This is a genomic window from Streptomyces lavendulae subsp. lavendulae (genome assembly GCF_002803845.1).
Classification (GTDB): Bacteria; Actinomycetota; Actinomycetes; order Streptomycetales; family Streptomycetaceae; genus Streptomyces; species Streptomyces lavendulae.
This window is the reverse complement of sequence record NZ_CP024985.1, coordinates 254,991-271,982: the sequence shown is the minus strand read 5'-3', so window position 1 is coordinate 271,982 and position 16,992 is coordinate 254,991. Positions and strand designations below refer to the sequence as shown.

The window sequence follows — 16,992 nt, the reverse complement described above, 5'->3', positions numbered from 1 at the left end:
GGGTGGGCCGCCCCGGGCAGCGCCCGGGGCGGCCTGCAGCGGCCCGTGCTCGGTGAAAGCCGTCAGCAGTTCTGAAGGTAGGTGCGGATCTGGGTACAGAGTGTTTTGAGGTGGTCGTTCGGGCGTAGGTGATGGCCCTCCTCGAAGACTTGGGTGAGCCATTTGGCTTTGTCGCCCGAGGGGATGGAGGGGACCCGGGATTCGAGTTCACCAACAGGCACGACGAAGACACCCAGGCGCGCCAAGGCGGCCGTCAGGCGCATGGCTGGAGGGTAGGCGAGGGTGCCGTTCAGGGCGGTGAGACCGGCCTTCTTGAGGTGCTTCCACTCGGTTGCGCCTTTGCGAGTTCGCCGAGCCTGCGTGCAGTTTCGGCTGGCACTGGGTCACCTGTCACGGGCCCGTCCGAGAGCCTCGTTCGTCGCCTTGCGGAACTCGGCGACCGTGACGGCACTACGCATCCCGTTGGCGTGTTCGTTCAGCGTTTTGACGTCGGCGGCGACGTCCTCCCATGAGCCGTTCAGGACGTTGACGGCCGAGCGGACGGCGGCGCTGTTGTTGAGGCGGTTGAGGTCGGCGATGACGGCTGTGGGGGTTCCGCACTGTCACAGGCTGTTGGCCGTGCGAGCCCGGCGCGGCTTGCCGTTGGTATGGAGGAAGTGGATGTTCTCGGGCTGCGAGGGCTCCTTGGTGTCGTCGAAACTTGCCGCGTAGAACTGGCAGTCCCCCTCGGACTCACAGAGAACGACACCGTCGTAGAAGAGACCGGAGATGATGTTGGAATGATGATGTTGGAATAGCGTAGGGTCCGCAGCAGTTCCCGGACCGCCCCCGGTTCCAAAATCTTGGCGGTAGGGATGCCGACGCTGCGGTCGAGACGTAGCGCGAAGCGGGAATGCGGCCCGGACGACTACCAGGTCCGCCGCTACGACGGCTGGCCGGAGGCCGAACGGGCGGTTCGTCGCGGGCGGGGTCGGCGTGGCGGGTGGCGGGGCGACAGGCGGCGGAGGGGCTGCGGTTGAGTGGTGGGGCCGTCCCCTCCCCCCTCAGAGGAGCAGTCAGCCATGACCGTTCATCAACACCTCCCCGCCGGTACGATCCTGCTCGCCGACTCCCAGGCCCTGGGCTGTGCCGGAATGGTGTTCCGCGTCGACCCGGTGACCGGCGAGGTGGGGCAGTTCGCCCTAGGCGGCGAACTCCAGGGGGCGACCGGCATCGCCATCGAGTCGGACGGCAACATCGTGGTGAGCAAGGACCGGAGCTTTCCCGGGACCGGCATCCTGCTCCGCCTCGACGGGCGGACCGGGGCGCAGTCCGAGGTCACGTCCGGCGGGAAGTTCACCGCCCCGATCGACGTGGCCGTCGAGGCGGACGGGAACATCCTCGTCGCGGACGTCGCCACGGGCGGTTTCGGCGCCGTGATCCGTGTCAACCGCACGACCGGCAAGCAGACCGTCCTGTCGCAGGGCGACGGGACCGGCGATCCGGCGGTGCGGGCGGCGGGGCTGTGCGTGGCTCCGGACGGCTCCATCCTCGTGGTCGAGCAGAACATGATCGGCGGCGAGGACCTCTCGTCCCGGCTGGTCCGCGTCGACCGCGTCAGTGGCGCCCGCACGACGGTCACCTCGGGCGGCGAACTCCGCAGCCCCTGCGGCGTGGTGGTGGATTCGGCAGGCCACATCCTGATCGCCGACGCCAACGCGTTCCCCGGCTTCGGAGGCGGGGTGATCAAGGTGGACCCGGCGACGGGCGCCCAGACCACGGTGTCCTCCGGCGGCGGCTTCGTCGCCCCCGGCTCGATCGCGATCGAGGCGGACGGCAGCCTGTTGGTCACCGACAGCGACCCCGGGGGCACCGACCGCTTCCTGTTCCGCGTCGACCCGGTGACGGGCGCCCAGAAGGTGGTCGCTTCGGGAGGCCAGTTCAAGTCGCTGGTGGGGGTGGCGGTCGTACGGTAGGACGGCCGCGGGCCGGGCTCAGCGCAGCGGGGCCTGCTGGAGCGGGACCGGCCGGGCGGCCGGAGGCGTCGGAGGGGTCAGCCGGACCGGCGGGGGAGGGGAAACCGGGAGGTTCATCCCCAGCATCCCGCACGGCACTTCGGGGGTCGCGTACGGGAGGTGCAGACGGCCCTCCCGGCTCCAGAGGCCCGTGCCACCGAGCCAGCCCGCCGGGGAGCCGAGCCGGAAGACGTGCCGGTCGGCGGGGCGTCACAGGGCGAACCCGCCCCGCCCACGCGCAGCGCGACCCCGCAGGTCTCCGGCATCAGGGCCTGGCCCGGCTGGACCGCGAACGGGTGCGCGTCCGCCGGCCGCAGGTACTGCGGCAAGCGGACTGGCAGGGAACTGCCCAGCACCCCCCAGCCGAGGCGCGGTTCGCCGGGCGCGTCCGAGCGGATCAGCAGCAGCCCGGAGGCGCCCCCGGAACCCCCGGCCACCTGCCAGACGGTGGTCGCCGTGTCCGTGACGGCCGGCGCGAAGGCGCCGCGTCCGTCCGGGGACGGCGGCAACAGGAGGACCCGTGCGCCCTCGACGCCCGCGCCGTCCTCGGCCTCCGGCTCCACCGCGCCGAGCTGGAGCTTCCCGCAGACAGCGAGAAGACGTATGAGTGGCCGCGTGAGGTGATCGGTACGGACGCCGCGGCGGGTAGGTGATCGAGGGCGGCGTGGAGGACCTCGTCAGCGGTGAGCGGGCTGGTGTCGATGACGTGGCCGGCGGCGTGCATCCAGGCTTCGGCGGTCTGGGTGTAGTCCGAGGCGCGGCGTCGCCGGTGGGCACGTACGGCCTCGCTGCGGGTCTCGTCGCCGGGGAACTCCTCGCTTGCCGCGATCCGGGCCCGAGCGTGTGCGGATCGGCGTGGAGCACGAGCTGGACGAGACCGGGCCCTGTGTCCAGGGCATCGAAGATTTCTGCTGCGTAGGCGGCATTCAGGACCGTCATGGGCACGAGGACGTGGCCGCCCGCGTGCCGGGCGACCTCGCTGACGTAGGCGACGGTCAGTCTCCGCCAGGCCGGATAGTCCTGATAGTCCCGCATGGAGGCGGCGTGGCCGCGCAGGGTACGGCGCAGCAGGGCCAGGCCGGCTGACGACCATGCGGCAGCCGCCCTTCTCGACGACGTTCCCAGCGGGGAGGCGGGAGTCCGGGGTGCCCGCCGGCAGGACCGTCAGCCGGGGTGTGGCCCGGCCGCGCAGTTCCCGGTTCCAGGTGTGCACGGCCGTGGCCATGGTGTCCGCGGCGGCCTTGCCGTCCTCCCCGAAGGCCTGGACCCCGAACTCCCATACGGAGGTGCCGGTGGCTTCGTCGTGCTCGCGCTTCTCCACCATCAGGCAGCCCAGTGAGCGGTTGACGATGATGGCTTCGGCGCCGGACCTCTTCGGCAGCCGCACCGGGCCCGGGCGGTTCGGATACCCGTCCAACCGGCAGAAGCCGTCCAGGGACGTGGCCAGCCACAGCTGCAGGTCCTCGAACGACTCACCGCCTTCCACCGTCACCCCGGTCCACAGCTCGGTCCCGCCTGCGGCCAGGGGGGCGGTCCAGGCCGTCGAGCGGGGCGGGCGGGGTGTCCTCCCAGCGGCTGCCGTGGCCGGTTTCCCCGATGGGGGCCGGGGTCTCATCCCACCGGCCCGGCTCCCTGACGCTGAGGCCGGCGGTGTGCTGCGGCCCGCCGGGCAGCGCGTCGCCAGGTGGGCATGAGGCTTGCCGCTGCCTCCCGTACGGATTCGCGGAAGGTGCGGAGTCTCTGGTTGAGGTCTGCTCGGCTGCGGTGGACTCGGCGGCCGGCTCCAGGAGGGGATGATGGCAGACCCTGCCGAACGGCACTGCCCGTTCGAAGGCAGCGGAGCGGCGGCCCGCGCCCGCGAGGAACTGCGCCACTACCTTGACGACGTCCTGGCCTGCGGGCATCTGGTGCCGCAGGCCGTGCAGGACGCGGTGCTGGTGGTCGTCAGCGAACTGGTGGTCAACGCACTGCGCCACACCTGCGGGCCTTGCACCCTGGACCTGGGCTGGGCGCAGGGCGGTATCGAGATCGACGTCACCGACGCCAACCCCCACTGCTCGCGCCCCCGCGTTCCGGACCCGAACGGAAGCGTGCGCGGGTGGGGATGGCCGCTGATCCGTCGCCCACCCGCGTGGCTAGCCGTCAGGACACGGTGGGCGCTGGTCGGCATCCATAGAGCACGCCATGGTCGGCCGGTCCGACTGCTCCGCACCCCCCACGCCGGTAACGAGCCCCCCCGAGAACCCTCCGCCGTCGGGCCCCGGCCGTGCGGGGACGGCCCGCACGCCGCCCCGTTGACCTTCCGACCCCGGTCACCGATCATGGCGCGACAAACCGCCCCCCATGGGGCGAACCAAGGGGGGTGGAAGCGGTGGGGAGTCCGTTGTTACCGGACGATCCGGAGCGGATCGGCGCGTACTGGCCGGCCTCACGGCTCGGCGAGGGGGCCCAGGGGGTCGTGTACGAGGCGTACGACCGGGCCGGGAACCGGGTGGCGGTGAAACTACTGCGCCGTTCCGCCGACGAGGCCGTCCGCCGGCTGTTCCGCCGCGAGGCGCAGGCCGCACAGCGCGTGGCCGGTTTCTGCACCGCCCGGGTGCTGGAGGTGTCATCCGGATCCGACGAGCCTTACCTCGTAGGGGAATACGTGCCGGGCCCCTCGCTCGGCGTCCGCGTCCGCGACGGCGGGCGGCTGGCGGCGGACGAGGTGGTCCGGCTGGCGATCGGGATCGCCACCGGCCTGGCGGCGATCCATCGGGCAGGGGTCGTGCACCGGGACCTCAAGCCGGGGAACGTGTTGCTCGGCCCGGACGGTCCACGCATCATCGACTTCGGCATCGCCCGGTCCCTCGACATGTCGCAGACTGCCAGCGGCGTGATCATGGGAACGCTCGGCTACATGGCGCCCGAGGTGCTTTCGGGGAAGCGGGCCGGACCGGCCGCCGACGTCTTCGCCTGGGGCGCCACCGTTCTCTACGCGGCTTCGGGCGAGGAACCGTTCCGTGGCGAAACCATGGTCGAGACCGCCTACCGGACCGTACGCCACCGCCCCGACCTGTCCACCGTGCCGCCCTCCTTGCGCGCCCTGGTGGACCGCGCCCTGTCGCAGGATCCCGACCTCCGCCCGGCCGCCACGGAGATCCTGCTGTCCCTGCTGGGCGACCCGGCCGACGCGCCCGCGTCCGGAACCCGGACCGGGGCGGGACCCGCCGAAAGCCCTCCCGAAAGCCCTGCCGTCGACCCCCGGATCGCCCTGATGCAGGTCGGCGCACGCCGCGCCGGCCCCGCGGCATCCGACGCCGGCGACCAGGCCCCCACTCTGGGCGAGCGGGCCGAGGAGACCTGGGCTGTACTGCCCGAACGGGTACGGCCCCTCGCCCACGAACTCATGCTCCGCCTGGTCGTGCCCGGCTCGTTGCCGGACGGCTCCGAGGACACGGTGCGCTCCGCGTCCCCGGCCGAACTCCTCGCCGGCCGGCCGGACACGGAACGGCACGCCATGACCGCTGCCGTCGCCGCCCTTACCACGGGCGGGGCGCTGCTCGTGCTTCCCGACGGCGGGATCCGCCCTGCGCCCGCACTCATCCCCGCCTGGCCCCGCCTGCGCGGCTGGATCGAGACGGACCGCGCCGGAACGACCGTCCGCCTCTGGCTCACCACCACGGCACTGGCCTGGGAGGGCAACGGCCGCCGCAGCGAGGACCTGCCGCACGGCAGCGCATGGGAGAGGTGCGCGGCCTGGTTGCCCACGGCGCCGCTCCACCTGCGTCCCAACCCCTTGGAATCCGCCTGCGCGAACGCGGCGTCTGCCCTCGCCCGCCGTACCGTGCGCCGCCATCGGCGGTTCCGGGCGGGGCTGTCCGTCGTCACCGTGCTGGCGCTGCTGGCCGGCGGGGCGGCATGGCTCCAGTCCCGCGAGATCGACCGCAGACGGGCCGAGGCCACGGCGCGGACGACCGCCCAGTCCGCCGAGACCCTGCGCGGCACCGACCCGGTCGCGGCGATGCTGCTGGGACTGGCGTCCTGGCGGGTGGCGGAGGTGCCCGAATCCCGGGCAGCCCTCATCGCCGCCGCCTCCCAGCGCGAGATCCAGGCGACGACCACACCCGCGTTCACCTACGGCGAGAACAGTGAGCGCATGCTGTCGGGCACCGGACGGGAGGCGTTCCAAGTGTCTCCCGAGGGCTTGCGCGCGGTCGTCCTGACCGGCGCGGACAGGGGCCGCGCGCGTACGCTCCTGCCCCCCGGCACCAAGACGGGTCTCCTGGGGTCATCACACCTCAGCGAGGACGGCTCCCTCGTCGTGGCCACGGCTCCCGACGGCGGGACGCTGCAGGTCGTCTCGACCCGCGACGGCAAGGCGCTGGCCCCGCCGCTGCCCTTGAACGGACGCCAGGTGTCCGGCGTGACCAACCGGGGTGAACTGGTCCTCGGCTCGCCCACGGGCGGCACGGAACTCGTCTCACCGGGGGGCAGCACGATCACGAGCGTTCCCGAAGACGCGTCCGTCGCGCCGGACGGTCGCCACATCGTCTCCTGCTCGACGGCTGGGGTCACCGTGCGGCCCGTGGACGGAGGGCCGGGCGTCCTGGTGCCCCGCCCTCCCGGCTCCCAGGAGCCCACCTGCCACAGGAAATTCCTGTTCAGTCCGGACGGCGGCCGGCTCGGCGCGATCAGCTTGTCCGCCTCCGGGAACTCCTGCGACGTTGTCGTGTACGACCTGGCGGCCCGGCGCGTCGTGGGTGAGGCCGCCGGGCTGGGCCCCGAACCGCGGTTCAGCTCCCGGGGGAACTACCTCGTGTCCACGAACACCACCAACGGGACCGAGGTCTGGAGCGCGGACGGGGGAAGCCTGCCCGTCGCACGGGTTCCCGCGGCCGGTCTCAACAACCTCACGAGCGCTCGCATCCCGGTCTGGGACCTGGCCCTGGACGAAGAGACCGAGAGCCTCCTGCAGTGGACCGGCGACACCGTCCACCGTCTCGACGTGTCCGGGGCGCTGGCCCCGGGACCCCCCGTCCGGACCTACGTGACGACCAGGGCGGTCTCCGGCGGGGGACGCACGGCCCTGGTCACCGAGAGGTTCTCCCCGGACCTCAGCGGCCGTTCGGACCGCTTCCAGGGCAGGGTGGTCGACACGCGCACCGGCAAGGACGTGGTACCGGCGTTCCGCCAGAACCTGTGGGTCGCCCAGGACCTGCCCCGCACCGCACTCGGTGACATCAGCGACGACGGCCGGCTGATTGCGTTCACCCAGGGCGGGGCGGACGACCGGTACGGCATCACCCTGCGGGAGGTCGGCACCGGCCGCGACGTACTGCACTGGGCGGCCGCGGAGGGCAGCGGACCGGCCTGGGTGGACCTGGCTCCTGACGGGGCCCACATCGCTGCCCTTCAACAGGAAGGGGGCGTCCCCACCGGAGAGGGGGACACTCTGAAGATCCTCGACGTCCGCACGCGCAAGGAGGTCCGCTCCGTCTCAGGGACGCAGGCCCGTGGCGCCTTCAGCCCGGATGGCCGCTACTTCCTGACCACCGACGGCACGCTGCTGGACCTCAAGACCGGCACCGAGAGGAAGGAGGCCACTTTCAGCGGCGGTGTTCGGAACGTGGCCTACTCCTCGGACGGACGCCTGGTGGCGGCCTTCCGGGAGACCGGGCTGGTCGAACTGTGGAACGGGCAGGTCACGCAACGGATCGCGACGATGTCCAGCAGCGTCTCGCGCGGCGGCGGGAGGGGCGGCCAGGACCTCGGCGAGTTCACCTTCTCCCCGGACGGCCGGCTGCTGGCCGCGGTGGTCGACGGCGACAGCGTCCAGCTCTGGGACACCGACAGGCACTATGCCCTGGGAGACCCCCTCCTGCTGCCCGGCCGGGGCGTCGAGGCCCTGGCCTTCGACGGTGACACCCTATGGGCCGCCGCCGGCACCCGCGCCCGGTCCCTGGACCTGACCCCGGCCCGCCTGGCCGAACGCGTCTGCCGACGCGCCGGACGCGACCTGACGGCCCTGGAGTGGTCAACCTACCTGCCGGACGTCCCCCGCCACCCCCTCTGCTGACCTTCCACCGACGACGGCGAGGCCCCCCGGCCACGGACGCCCACCGGGTGTCTCAGAGGGCCGGGCCGCTGTCCGGCCGCGCGTCCGGAACGCCCAGCAGCGGCGGGGGCAGACAGCGGGAGCGCACGCCGAGCTCCCAGCCGTGCACCTGGACGGCGAGGGCGGCCACAGCAAGGGTTTGCAGGGGCAGGCGGGTCCTGGGCGCGGGATCGTCCCCGACCCGTCGGCTGTACTCCTCCAGCCAGGCGTGAGGAGGGCCCGTTCTAACAGCTTGACGAAAGCCATAGAGGCGCCTTTTCGGGGTGGTCGGCCGGGGGTGCGTGCCGGGCTCCGGCCGCGTGCTGATGGGCCCGGCAGGTGGTGGAGTCGACGTTCACCGCCCACGAGCCGTCCGCGTCCGGGGCGGTGGCATCGGCGTCGGCCTGCAACGCCCGCAGGATCCTCGACCAGGTGCCGTCGGCCGACCAGCGGCGGTGACGTTCGTAAACGGTCTGCCAGGATCCGTAACGTTCGGGCAGGTCACGCCAGGGAATCCCCGTCCGAGTCCGGTAGAACACCCTGTTGACCACCGTCCGGTGATCGGCCCACCGACCACCCGGGCTACCGGTCTCCGGCAGCAACGGGGCTATGCGATCCCACTGAGCATTCGTCAGTTCATGCCGAGCGCGCCATGACGACTTCTTGCCCAGAACAGCGGTAGATCCACCACCCGGGCAGGAGCCATCAGACACTGCCTAGCTGTATTGATCACGAGCGTTGTTGACACTCGGTGGGTCTTGAACATGACGAAGACCTCCGGTGTGGTGGGAGCTGTCTAGGAACCCATTGCACAACGGAGGTCTTCGTGTCCCACCGTAATGCCCGGCTGACCGTCTTCGGTAGGCGCCTGCTGGTCGAGCGGGTCGCTTCGGGCCGCCCGGTCGCGCACGTGGCCGCCGAGATGGGCATATCTCGGGCCACCGCACACAAGTGGGTGCGCCGGTGGCGGGACAACGGCCCGGCCGGGTTGCACGACCGCTCCAGCCGACCTCGCACGACCCCGCACCGGACCTCGGCCGAGGTCGAAGCGAGGGTCTGCGACCTGCGGCGGGCCCGCAAGCTGGGCCCCGCCCGGATCGGCCCGGTCCTTGGCCTGCCCGCCTCGACCGTCCACCGAATCCTGACCCGGCACGGTCTGAACCGGCTCTCGTTCATGGACCGTCCCACCGGCACCCTGATCCGCCGCTACGAACGCGAGAAGCCCGGCGAGCTGATCCATGTCGATGTGAAGAAGCTCGGCCGGATCCCCGACGGCGGCGGCCACAAGGCCCTGGGCCGGCAGGCCGGCCGTGCCACCCGCAACGGGATGGGCTTCGACTACGTCCATTCCGCGGTCGACGACCACTCCCGCCTGGCCTACAGCGAGATCCACCCCGACGAGAAGGTCGCGACCTGCGCGGGGTTCCTCACCCGCGCGGCCGCGTTCTTCCACCACCACGGCATCACCCGCATCGAACGGGTCCTGACCGACAACGCCTGGGCCTACCGCAAGGGCCTGGCCTGGAAGACCGTCCTGGCCCACCTCGGCGCGAGCGGCAAACTCACCCGCGCCTACCGGCCCCAGACCAACGGCAAAGTCGAACGCTTCAACCGCACCCTGCTCGACGAATGGGCCTACCTGCGGCCCTACACCTCAAACGACGAGCGGACAGCAGCCCTGGCAGACTTCCTCCACACCTACAACCACCACCGCTGCCACACCGCCCTGGGCGGACACCCGCCCATCAGCCGCGTAAACAACCCTGCGGGTCAATACACCTAGCGCGCCACTGCCGACGCCGCCCCTCCGGAACATCGCTGGTCTTCAAACTCCAGTCCGCCGTGGCCACGTCGCACACCTCCGAGGTCAGGGTGTTGCGACGGCCGGTTGAATCCACCTTCCGAGCCGCGATCGCTGTGGATCACGCAGCCGGGCTCCAGCCGTCCCAGCGCGGTGGCCATGTCCAGGACATCGACGACGAGGTCAGCGCGGTGGTGGTCGGCCATCGAGTAGCCGATCACTTCGCGGGTGGCCAGGTCCAGCCATGAGGCGAGGTAGAGCCGGCCCCCGGCGGTGGGGATGTAGGTGATGTTCCCGACGATCTTCGCGCCGGGGCGGGCAGCGGTGAAGTCCCGGCCGATCAGGTCCGGCGATGGGGCTGCCTTGCTGTCGGCCTTGGTGAGGCTGCGGCGCCCGGTGCGTCGGCTGTTTCCGGCGATGCCGTGCTCGCGCATGATCCGCGCGACGCGCTCGTGGTTGCCCCTCCGGCCCTGCCGTCGCAGTTCAGCCGTGATGCGGGGGACGCCGTAGTTCTGCCGGGACGCGAGGTGGATCACCGTGATCGCGTGGGCCAGGGCCTTATCGGCCCGCCGCCTGGCCTCGCGGGCCTCGATGCCGGCCGCCCAGGCGTAGTACGTGGACCGGGCAGTCTTCATGGCCTTGCACAGCAGCGTGACGGGGCAGTTTGCCTTCTCCACGTGAATGAACCGGCATATCGTGCTCACCGGTCGCTCTCCTTCGCGAAGAGGGCCGTCGCTTTTTTCAGGATCTCGATCGCCTTGGCCTGCTCGGCCGTCAGCTTGCGCAGCCGCTTCAGCTCTTCGTCCCGATCGTCGCCCCGCTGCCCCGGCCGCACCGACCCAGCTGCCGTCGCCTGGGCGGCACGGTCCTTCTTCACCCAGCCCCGCAGGGACTCCGAACTGATCACGAGCTCCCGGGCGACCTCGGTCACAGTCCTGCCGGAGGAGTGGACGAGCGCGATCGCGTCCCGCTTGTACTCCACCGAGTACCGCTTCGTGTACTTGCTTACCACCGGGTGCTACTTCCTCTGGAGCCTAATGTCCAAGTCTCCAGGTGCCCATGATCAAGGGGAAGCTTCACAGTCAAGGGGCCGCTGTGCCCGTACATGAAGGCCGACGAGGTGCGGGTGCACGACTCGCAGACCGAGGAGCTGCTGTGGCAGGCGACCGGCCCGCTCACGCCCGAGGGCGTGCGTGGCGACGTCACGCGCAGGAGGCCGGAGCAGTTCGGGAGGGCCACCGGGGGGCAGCAGCCCGCCGTGCGGCCGAAGCTGCCCGCGGTCTCCGTGGCGGGCGCCGAACGCGGAGGACGGGGCGAGGTCTTAGACACCGCCGAGGTGGCCGCGGCGCAGCTGCCCGCGGGTACGTACTGGACCCGGAAGGGACCCAGGACGGCGCAGGAGATCGACGCGCAGTACGCGTGCACGGACCCGCCCCCGGGCGACGGCTCCTGAGCTGACGACCGGCGGCCCGTGCCGCCGGGCGGGTGCCGCGTTTCCGCAGGCAACCGCGGCACCCGCGCGTCCGGGGCCCGCCCCGGGGCTCTGAGCCCGGGTTCATCCCATGTGCGCTCGGGTTGCGTTTGCCAGTCGCCAGGGGGCGCCGGAGACTGGTGATATGAGCATGGCCCCGCCTCTGGAAACCGGGCTGGCCGGCGCCGATGCTTCTTCCACTGTTGCCGCGCCCAGTGGGCTCCTGCACTCCATCTTGCAGTTCGTCCACGAGACCCTCTCCAAGAGGCGCGGCAAGGCTGTGTGCTGCCGCATCGAACGCCGCAAACCCTCCCCGCCCCGGTGCCTGCTTGCCCGTTGCTTTTCCTTCCCAGGAGGTGTCCCATGAGCAAGACCTCCCGACTCAACTGCATCATCCCCCCGCACCTTCTGAAGAGGCTTCTGGAGAGCCAGGACAGCGACGTGCGCCAGGCCGCCTTGGACACCATGCTGACCACCGCTCGCCTGCGGGGCGAACGAGCGGTCCGGGCGTCCTTCGCCGGCCCGGCCGCAACCGCCACCGGCAACGGTCGGCGCACCGTCTTCGACTGCGACCAAGGGAGCTTCCTCGCATCCGCTGTCATGGCCAGGTCCGAGGACGGACCGGAGTCCGCGGACGAGTCCGCGAACCGGGCGTTCGGCGGACTCGGCCTGACACGCGATTTCTACAAGGAGGTGTTCCAGCGCGACTCGATCGACGGCCACGGAATGCGCCTGGACGGGTACGTTCACTTCAGTGTGAAGTTCAACAATGCGTTCTGGGACGGCCGCCAGATGGTCTTCGGCGACGGCGACGGAAAGATGCTGGGTGACCTCACCAGATCCCTCGACGTGATTGCGCACGAGTTGACGCACGGAGTCACCGAACACACCGCCGGACTCGTGTACCACAACCAGTCCGGGGCCCTGAACGAGTCGATGTCGGATGTTTTCGGGTCGCTGGTGAAGCAGTGGTCGCTGAAGCAGTCGGTCGACGAGGCGGACTGGCTGATAGGGGCCGACGTGTGGACTCCGGGGATCGATGCCGACGCCCTGCGTTCGATGAAGGCCCCGGGACACGCGTACGACAACGCACTGTTCGGAAAGGACCCTCAGCCTGACCGCATGAGTAAGTTCATTCACCTTCCCGACACCGAGGAAGGGGACTCCGGCGGGGTGCACTTCAACTCGGGCATCCCGAACAAGGCGTTCTTCCTGGCGGCCGTTGGCATCGGCGGATTCGCATGGGAGGGTGCCGGGCCCATCTGGTACGAATCGCTGAAGGCGTCCAGCTCCGAGACCCAGTTCCAGGACTTCGCGGACACCACGTTCCAGAAGGCCGGGGAACTCTTCGGTGTCGGCAGCGCCGAGCAGTCGGCCGTGCTGGCGGCGTGGCAAGGGGTGGAAATCCCCATCAGCGGCGTCCCGGCCGGAGTCGCCCGGGGGCGGAGCCGGACCGTCGACGGGAACGGTGGCCTGAGCCGACAGGACGGCGTCGCAGCCCTGACCAGGCAGGTCGGGGAACTGAGCGCCCAGATGACGAGACTGGCCAAGGACGTGGCCGCGTTGAAGGGGACCGGCTGACACCAGGAATTGCCGCCGATACGAGGGTGCGCGCAATGAAGGTGACTCTGGCGACACACGGCGGGCTGGCGGCGACGGTCAATCTCCGCCTCCCGCCCAAGGTGCTGGATACGGACACCCTGGCGGAGAACGCCGCTTCGGAGCTGGCCCGGCTGGTGGCGGCGGCCGTCGTATCGCCCGTGGCGGACCAGCCCAGCCGGGCCAGGGACGCGATGAGCTACACCATAACGGTGGAGGACGGCGGCCGATCGACGGTCCTCAAGCAGTCGGACGCCGCCATGACCCCCGCGTTCGCGGCGTTGCTCGCACGGCTGCAGGAATACCTGGAGCAGCAGTAACGCCTGGTGAAACACCCTGGTGGTATGGCACACGGAGGTGTGCGATGAGCCGTGCCAAGGGGGCGGATGTCGCTCGGCTGATAACCCTTTCCCGCCCCGCTCTCGATGAGTTGTTCCGTACGAGCCCCCCAGGAGAGGTACCCGTCGGGGATGAACGCGGCACCGTGCTGGTGGCGCGTGGGGCGGCGCTGTCGACGGTGGTGGCCCGGCTGGTGCGGCTCATCGCGTGGAAGGGCAAGGTGTTCGACGCCGACCGGGGCGAACTGCGCAACAAAGTCACGCCGTTCGGAGTGCGCGCGATACGGGCAAAGGTGTATCGCGGCGCCAGCCGGCTCGACGGCGGGGAGTGCACCGTGCTGGACTACTCCCGGACGTCCGCCCTCGCGCATTGGATCCGCGACGAGATCCGGGAGGTCGCGCCCGGCGTCCATCTCGGCATCGTCTATTGGGGGCGGCGCAAGATCCTCAATTTCGCCCTGTCCTCTCCTGGTTCGCCCGCATCAGCTTCGTCTCGACGCGCGTCGCAGCAGATCGCCGTCACCGTCCGGGCCACCGTGCCCCCGGACCGGGTGGCCGAAGTGCAAGAGGTATTGGCCGAGGCCAACCGCCGCCACGCCGGAGGCGAGTTCATCCACTTCGCCGAGATGGCGGGCGTCCACTTCGCGCGACTGGTCCTCGTTCCCGAGGAGACGGACCACACCGGGCAGACGATGCCGGCGAGCATCGTCTACATGAGCGAGGCCGACGCACCGCTGGACGCGCACCTCGCCGACCTCGTCGCCAAGGCAGGCAGCGGCCTGGGAAAGGTGTTCGGGCACTGCCGCAACTATCCACCCGACGGCGCACCGGATGCCGCGCGGGTTGCGTGGCTGCGGGCCCACTGCGTGTCCAGCGACGCCTTCTACGTCAATACGGTCGGCCGGAGCCTGCACCAGATCCAGCAGGAAGCCCGGCTGCGCGAGGCGATCCAGGAGTTCCTGGACCGGCGCGGCGCCGAGCAGGCCACCGCGGATCCGGCGGAGGTACGGGCCGCCATCCAGCGGTACGTCGCCGGTCGCCCCGACCTGGCCTGGGCGCGGTCAGGCCCCACCCCGCCCGCGCTGCGGTGGCAGATCCGGGAGGCGGTGCACCTCGCGGGCGTACCGCTGATCGCGCTCGCGCTGCTGCCCGTCATCCTGATCGCACTGCCGGTCTGGGCCGTGGTGCTGCGCTGGCGCGAGCGGGGTGACGTCCCCAGCCAGGAGCACCCCTCACGTGACCACGTGGCCAGGCTGGCGGCCTGCGAGGACTTCGCCACGCAGAATCCGTTCACGGCGGTGGGCCTCGTCAAGTCCGGTCGGTTCCGGCGGGCCACGCTGACCGGGGTGCTGTTCGCCGTCGACTACGGCGTGCGCCACTTCTTCAACCGGGGCAGCCTGGCCGGGGTCAAGACCATCCACTTCGCCCGCTGGCTGTTCCTGGACGACAAACGGCGCGTCATTTTCGCGAGCAACTACGACGGCAGCCTCGAAAGCTACATGGACGACTTCATCGACAAGGTCGCCTGGGGCCTCAACGCCGTCTTCAGCAACGGCCACGGCTATCCGCGCACCAGGTGGCTCCTGTGGGACGGCGCCGAGGACGAACTGGCCTTCAAGCACTACCTGCGCTGCCACCAGTTGCCGACGCAGGTGTGGTACTCCGCGTATGACGCGCTGACCACCCGGAACCTCGAAACCAACGCCTCCATCCGCGCGGGCCTCTTCGCGGAACTCGGCCCGGCCGAGACCAGGGCCTGGCTCGCCTTGTTCTAGAGAAGGGGTGTGACGGTGATGGCGGAGACTGCTGCGCCCTTGGAGCTGGACGACATCCAGGGCCTCGTCATACGCGGCTACAACGACCTGAAGTCGGCCTGTTTCCTGCTGATCACGGTGGAGGACCCGACGGCCGCGCGCCCCGCACTGGGGCGGCTGGCCCGGCTGGTGACGAACGGCGGCGCACAGTCGCCCGAGTCGGCCCTGAACCTGGCCTTCACCTCGGACGGTCTGCGCCGCCTCGGACTGGACACCCGCGAACTCGACGGATTCTCACAGGAGTTCGTCTCCGGCATGACCGACCCCAGTCGCTCCCGTCTGCTGGGTGACGTGGGGGAGAACGCGCCGAACGGCTGGCACTGGGGTGGTCCGGACTGCCCGCCCGTGGACGCCCTGGCACTGTTGTACGCCCGGGACGAAGAGCTCCTGGGCCGGCTGGAGGCGCAGGTTCGCCAGGACGCCCTCGGGGGCGGCTGGCTCACCGTGGCCGCCCGTCTGGGCACGTCCCCGCTGACCGACCGTGAACCCTTCGGCTTCCGCGACGGCATCTCCCAGCCCCTGGTCGAGGGGCTCTCCAAGGTCGCCGTCGGCGACGACGCGGTCAAGGCGGGGGAGTTCGTTCTCGGCTACGCCAACGAGTACGGTCTGCTCACCGACCGGCCGCTGCTGCCCGCTGGGTACGACACCACCGGTCTGCTGCCCCGCGCGCCGGACGCAGGCAGCGCCGCCGATTTCGGCCGCAACGGAAGCTACCTGGTGTTCCGGCAGCTCCGTCAGAACGTGGCGGGCTTCCACCGGTACCTCGAAGAGGCGACGCGGCGCCCCGACGGCTCCGCCGATCCCGAAGCCGGCGAGGCGCTCGGGGCACGTATGGTGGGCCGCTGGCCCAGCGGCGCGCCACTGGTACACGCACCGTTGCGGGACGACCCCAGCCTCGGCTCGGACAACGACTTCGGCTACTTCGCCACCGATCCGGACGGCCTGAGGTGCCCCCTCGGCGCCCACGTGCGCCGGGCCAACCCCCGCGACTCGCTGGACCCCGAGCCCGGCTCGCCGCAGTCGGTCGCGATCGGCCGACGCCACCGGCTCCTGCGCCGCGGCCGTGCCTACGGCGGCGACGGCGAGGCCGACGGCGACGGGGAGACGGGCTTGCACTTCCTGTGTTTGGGAGCGAACATCTCCCGCCAGTTCGAGTTCGTCCAGCACACCTGGCTGAACAATGCCCACTTCAACGGGCTGTACGACGGTCCGGACCCGGTCGTCGCGCCCCGCCAGAACCATGATGCGACGTTCACCGTCCAAGCGGTGCCCGTCCGCACCCGCTACCGCGGCCTGCCGCAGTTCGTCTCCATCCGGGGCGGCGCCTACTTCTTCCTGCCGGGCCTCCAGGCGCTGCGCTACCTCTGCGAGGGCTGACGTGGACCCCCCGGGCACACGGATCCCGGCACGACTGCCGCACGGCGCGCGAAGACATACGATCCCCACTATGATCGTATAGGACGCCCGAGCTCCCACACCGTCTATTCCCCCTATATCTCCTTGGAAGGGGTAATGGCCATGAACGCGCGCTCCTTTGCGCGGTACAGCCTGGCCGGAATCCGGCTGGTGAACGGTGTGGCGGCGCTCCTGGCCCCGCAGGTGGTGGCCCGCCGGCTGGGGGCGGACGGTATGCAGCCGGCCCTCTCCCACGTCCTGCGGATGTTCGGTGTGCGGACCGCGTTCATCGGCGCCGAACTGTTGTTTCTCCAGGACCCTGCCCGGATCGCCAGGGCCTTGCACGTCGGCACGGTCATCCACACCAGCGACGCATTGTCGGCCGCCGCAGCCGGCCGGTGCGGCATGCTCGCGCCGCGGGCGGCGGCGACCGCGACGGCGATCTCCACTGTGAACGTCGCCCTCACGCTGGTGGCCGATTGGCCGCGGCGGGGCACGGGTTGA

The 16,992-nt window shown here is 70.9% G+C and carries 14 protein-coding genes and 1 pseudogene; 10 read left to right on the top strand and 5 right to left on the bottom strand.

The window, feature by feature from the left end:
• Positions 1-62: 62 nt before the first annotated feature.
• On the bottom strand, positions 63-263 hold the full coding sequence (locus SLAV_RS40740; protein WP_030226882.1) for a hypothetical protein: 201 nt from the start codon (positions 261-263) through the stop codon (positions 63-65).
• A 798-nt stretch (positions 264-1,061) separates the two neighbouring features.
• Here SLAV_RS40740 and SLAV_RS01240 point away from each other — a divergent pair.
• Entirely contained in the window at positions 1,062-1,955 is an 894-nt protein-coding gene (locus SLAV_RS01240; protein ID WP_030226887.1) for a Vgb family protein, read from the top strand.
• A gap of 113 nt (positions 1,956-2,068) precedes the next feature.
• Here SLAV_RS01240 and SLAV_RS01235 read toward each other — a convergent pair whose 3' ends face one another.
• Positions 2,069-2,557, bottom strand: coding sequence for a hypothetical protein (locus tag SLAV_RS01235; RefSeq protein WP_051840441.1), 489 nt, complete (start codon positions 2,555-2,557; stop codon positions 2,069-2,071).
• 1,230 nt (positions 2,558-3,787) lie between these two features.
• Here SLAV_RS01235 and SLAV_RS43535 point away from each other — a divergent pair.
• Positions 3,788-4,495: an ATP-binding protein gene (locus SLAV_RS43535; protein WP_078950167.1), complete on the top strand. Its 708-nt coding sequence runs from the start codon at positions 3,788-3,790 to the stop codon at positions 4,493-4,495.
• Complete coding sequence (locus SLAV_RS01215) at positions 4,378-8,052, top strand: WD40 repeat domain-containing serine/threonine protein kinase (protein WP_051840443.1); 3,675 nt, start codon at positions 4,378-4,380, stop codon at positions 8,050-8,052. Before SLAV_RS43535 ends, SLAV_RS01215 begins: the two co-directional genes overlap by 118 nt.
• A 323-nt stretch (positions 8,053-8,375) precedes the next feature.
• Here SLAV_RS01215 and SLAV_RS01205 read toward each other — a convergent pair.
• Positions 8,376-8,741, bottom strand: a pseudogene (locus SLAV_RS01205) (IS5 family transposase); the annotation flags it as partial.
• A 155-nt stretch (positions 8,742-8,896) separates the two neighbouring features.
• Here SLAV_RS01205 and SLAV_RS01200 point away from each other — a divergent pair.
• A complete protein-coding gene (locus SLAV_RS01200) occupies positions 8,897-9,853 on the top strand; it encodes an IS481 family transposase (RefSeq protein ID WP_100660745.1) in 957 nt (318 codons plus the stop codon).
• Here the strand turns inward: SLAV_RS01200 and SLAV_RS01195 are convergent.
• Positions 9,850-10,575 carry an IS3 family transposase gene (locus SLAV_RS01195; RefSeq protein WP_078950729.1) on the bottom strand — a complete coding sequence of 242 codons (726 nt, stop codon included), beginning with the start codon at positions 10,573-10,575 and terminating at the stop codon, positions 9,850-9,852. The two genes, SLAV_RS01200 and SLAV_RS01195, sit on opposite strands and share 4 nt — an antisense overlap.
• Positions 10,572-10,883, bottom strand: a complete 312-nt coding sequence (locus tag SLAV_RS40735; protein ID WP_030241047.1) for a transposase — start codon at positions 10,881-10,883, stop codon at positions 10,572-10,574. Before SLAV_RS40735 ends, SLAV_RS01195 begins: the two co-directional genes overlap by 4 nt.
• Positions 10,884-10,976: 93 nt before the next feature.
• On the opposite strand from SLAV_RS40735, the gene SLAV_RS01185 reads away from it, so the two are divergent.
• From SLAV_RS01185 to SLAV_RS01160, 6 genes are all read left to right on the top strand, one after another.
• Positions 10,977-11,324 carry a hypothetical protein gene (locus SLAV_RS01185; protein WP_051841513.1) on the top strand — a complete coding sequence of 116 codons (348 nt, stop codon included), beginning with the start codon at positions 10,977-10,979 and terminating at the stop codon, positions 11,322-11,324.
• A gap of 381 nt (positions 11,325-11,705) precedes the next feature.
• Positions 11,706-12,923 carry a M4 family metallopeptidase gene (locus tag SLAV_RS01180; protein WP_030241062.1) on the top strand — a complete coding sequence of 406 codons (1,218 nt, stop codon included), beginning with the start codon at positions 11,706-11,708 and terminating at the stop codon, positions 12,921-12,923.
• Between the two features lie 35 nt (positions 12,924-12,958).
• Complete coding sequence (locus SLAV_RS01175) at positions 12,959-13,261, top strand: protealysin inhibitor emfourin (protein WP_030241064.1); 303 nt, start codon at positions 12,959-12,961, stop codon at positions 13,259-13,261.
• A 164-nt stretch (positions 13,262-13,425) separates the two neighbouring features.
• On the top strand, positions 13,426-15,054 hold the full coding sequence (locus tag SLAV_RS01170) for a hypothetical protein (protein ID WP_234333949.1): 1,629 nt from the start codon (positions 13,426-13,428) through the stop codon (positions 15,052-15,054).
• An 18-nt stretch (positions 15,055-15,072) separates the two neighbouring features.
• Positions 15,073-16,470, top strand: coding sequence for a Dyp-type peroxidase (locus tag SLAV_RS01165; protein ID WP_030241070.1), 1,398 nt, complete (start codon positions 15,073-15,075; stop codon positions 16,468-16,470).
• Positions 16,471-16,611: 141 nt separating this feature from the next.
• Complete coding sequence (locus tag SLAV_RS01160; RefSeq protein WP_030241072.1) at positions 16,612-16,992, top strand: hypothetical protein; 381 nt, start codon at positions 16,612-16,614, stop codon at positions 16,990-16,992.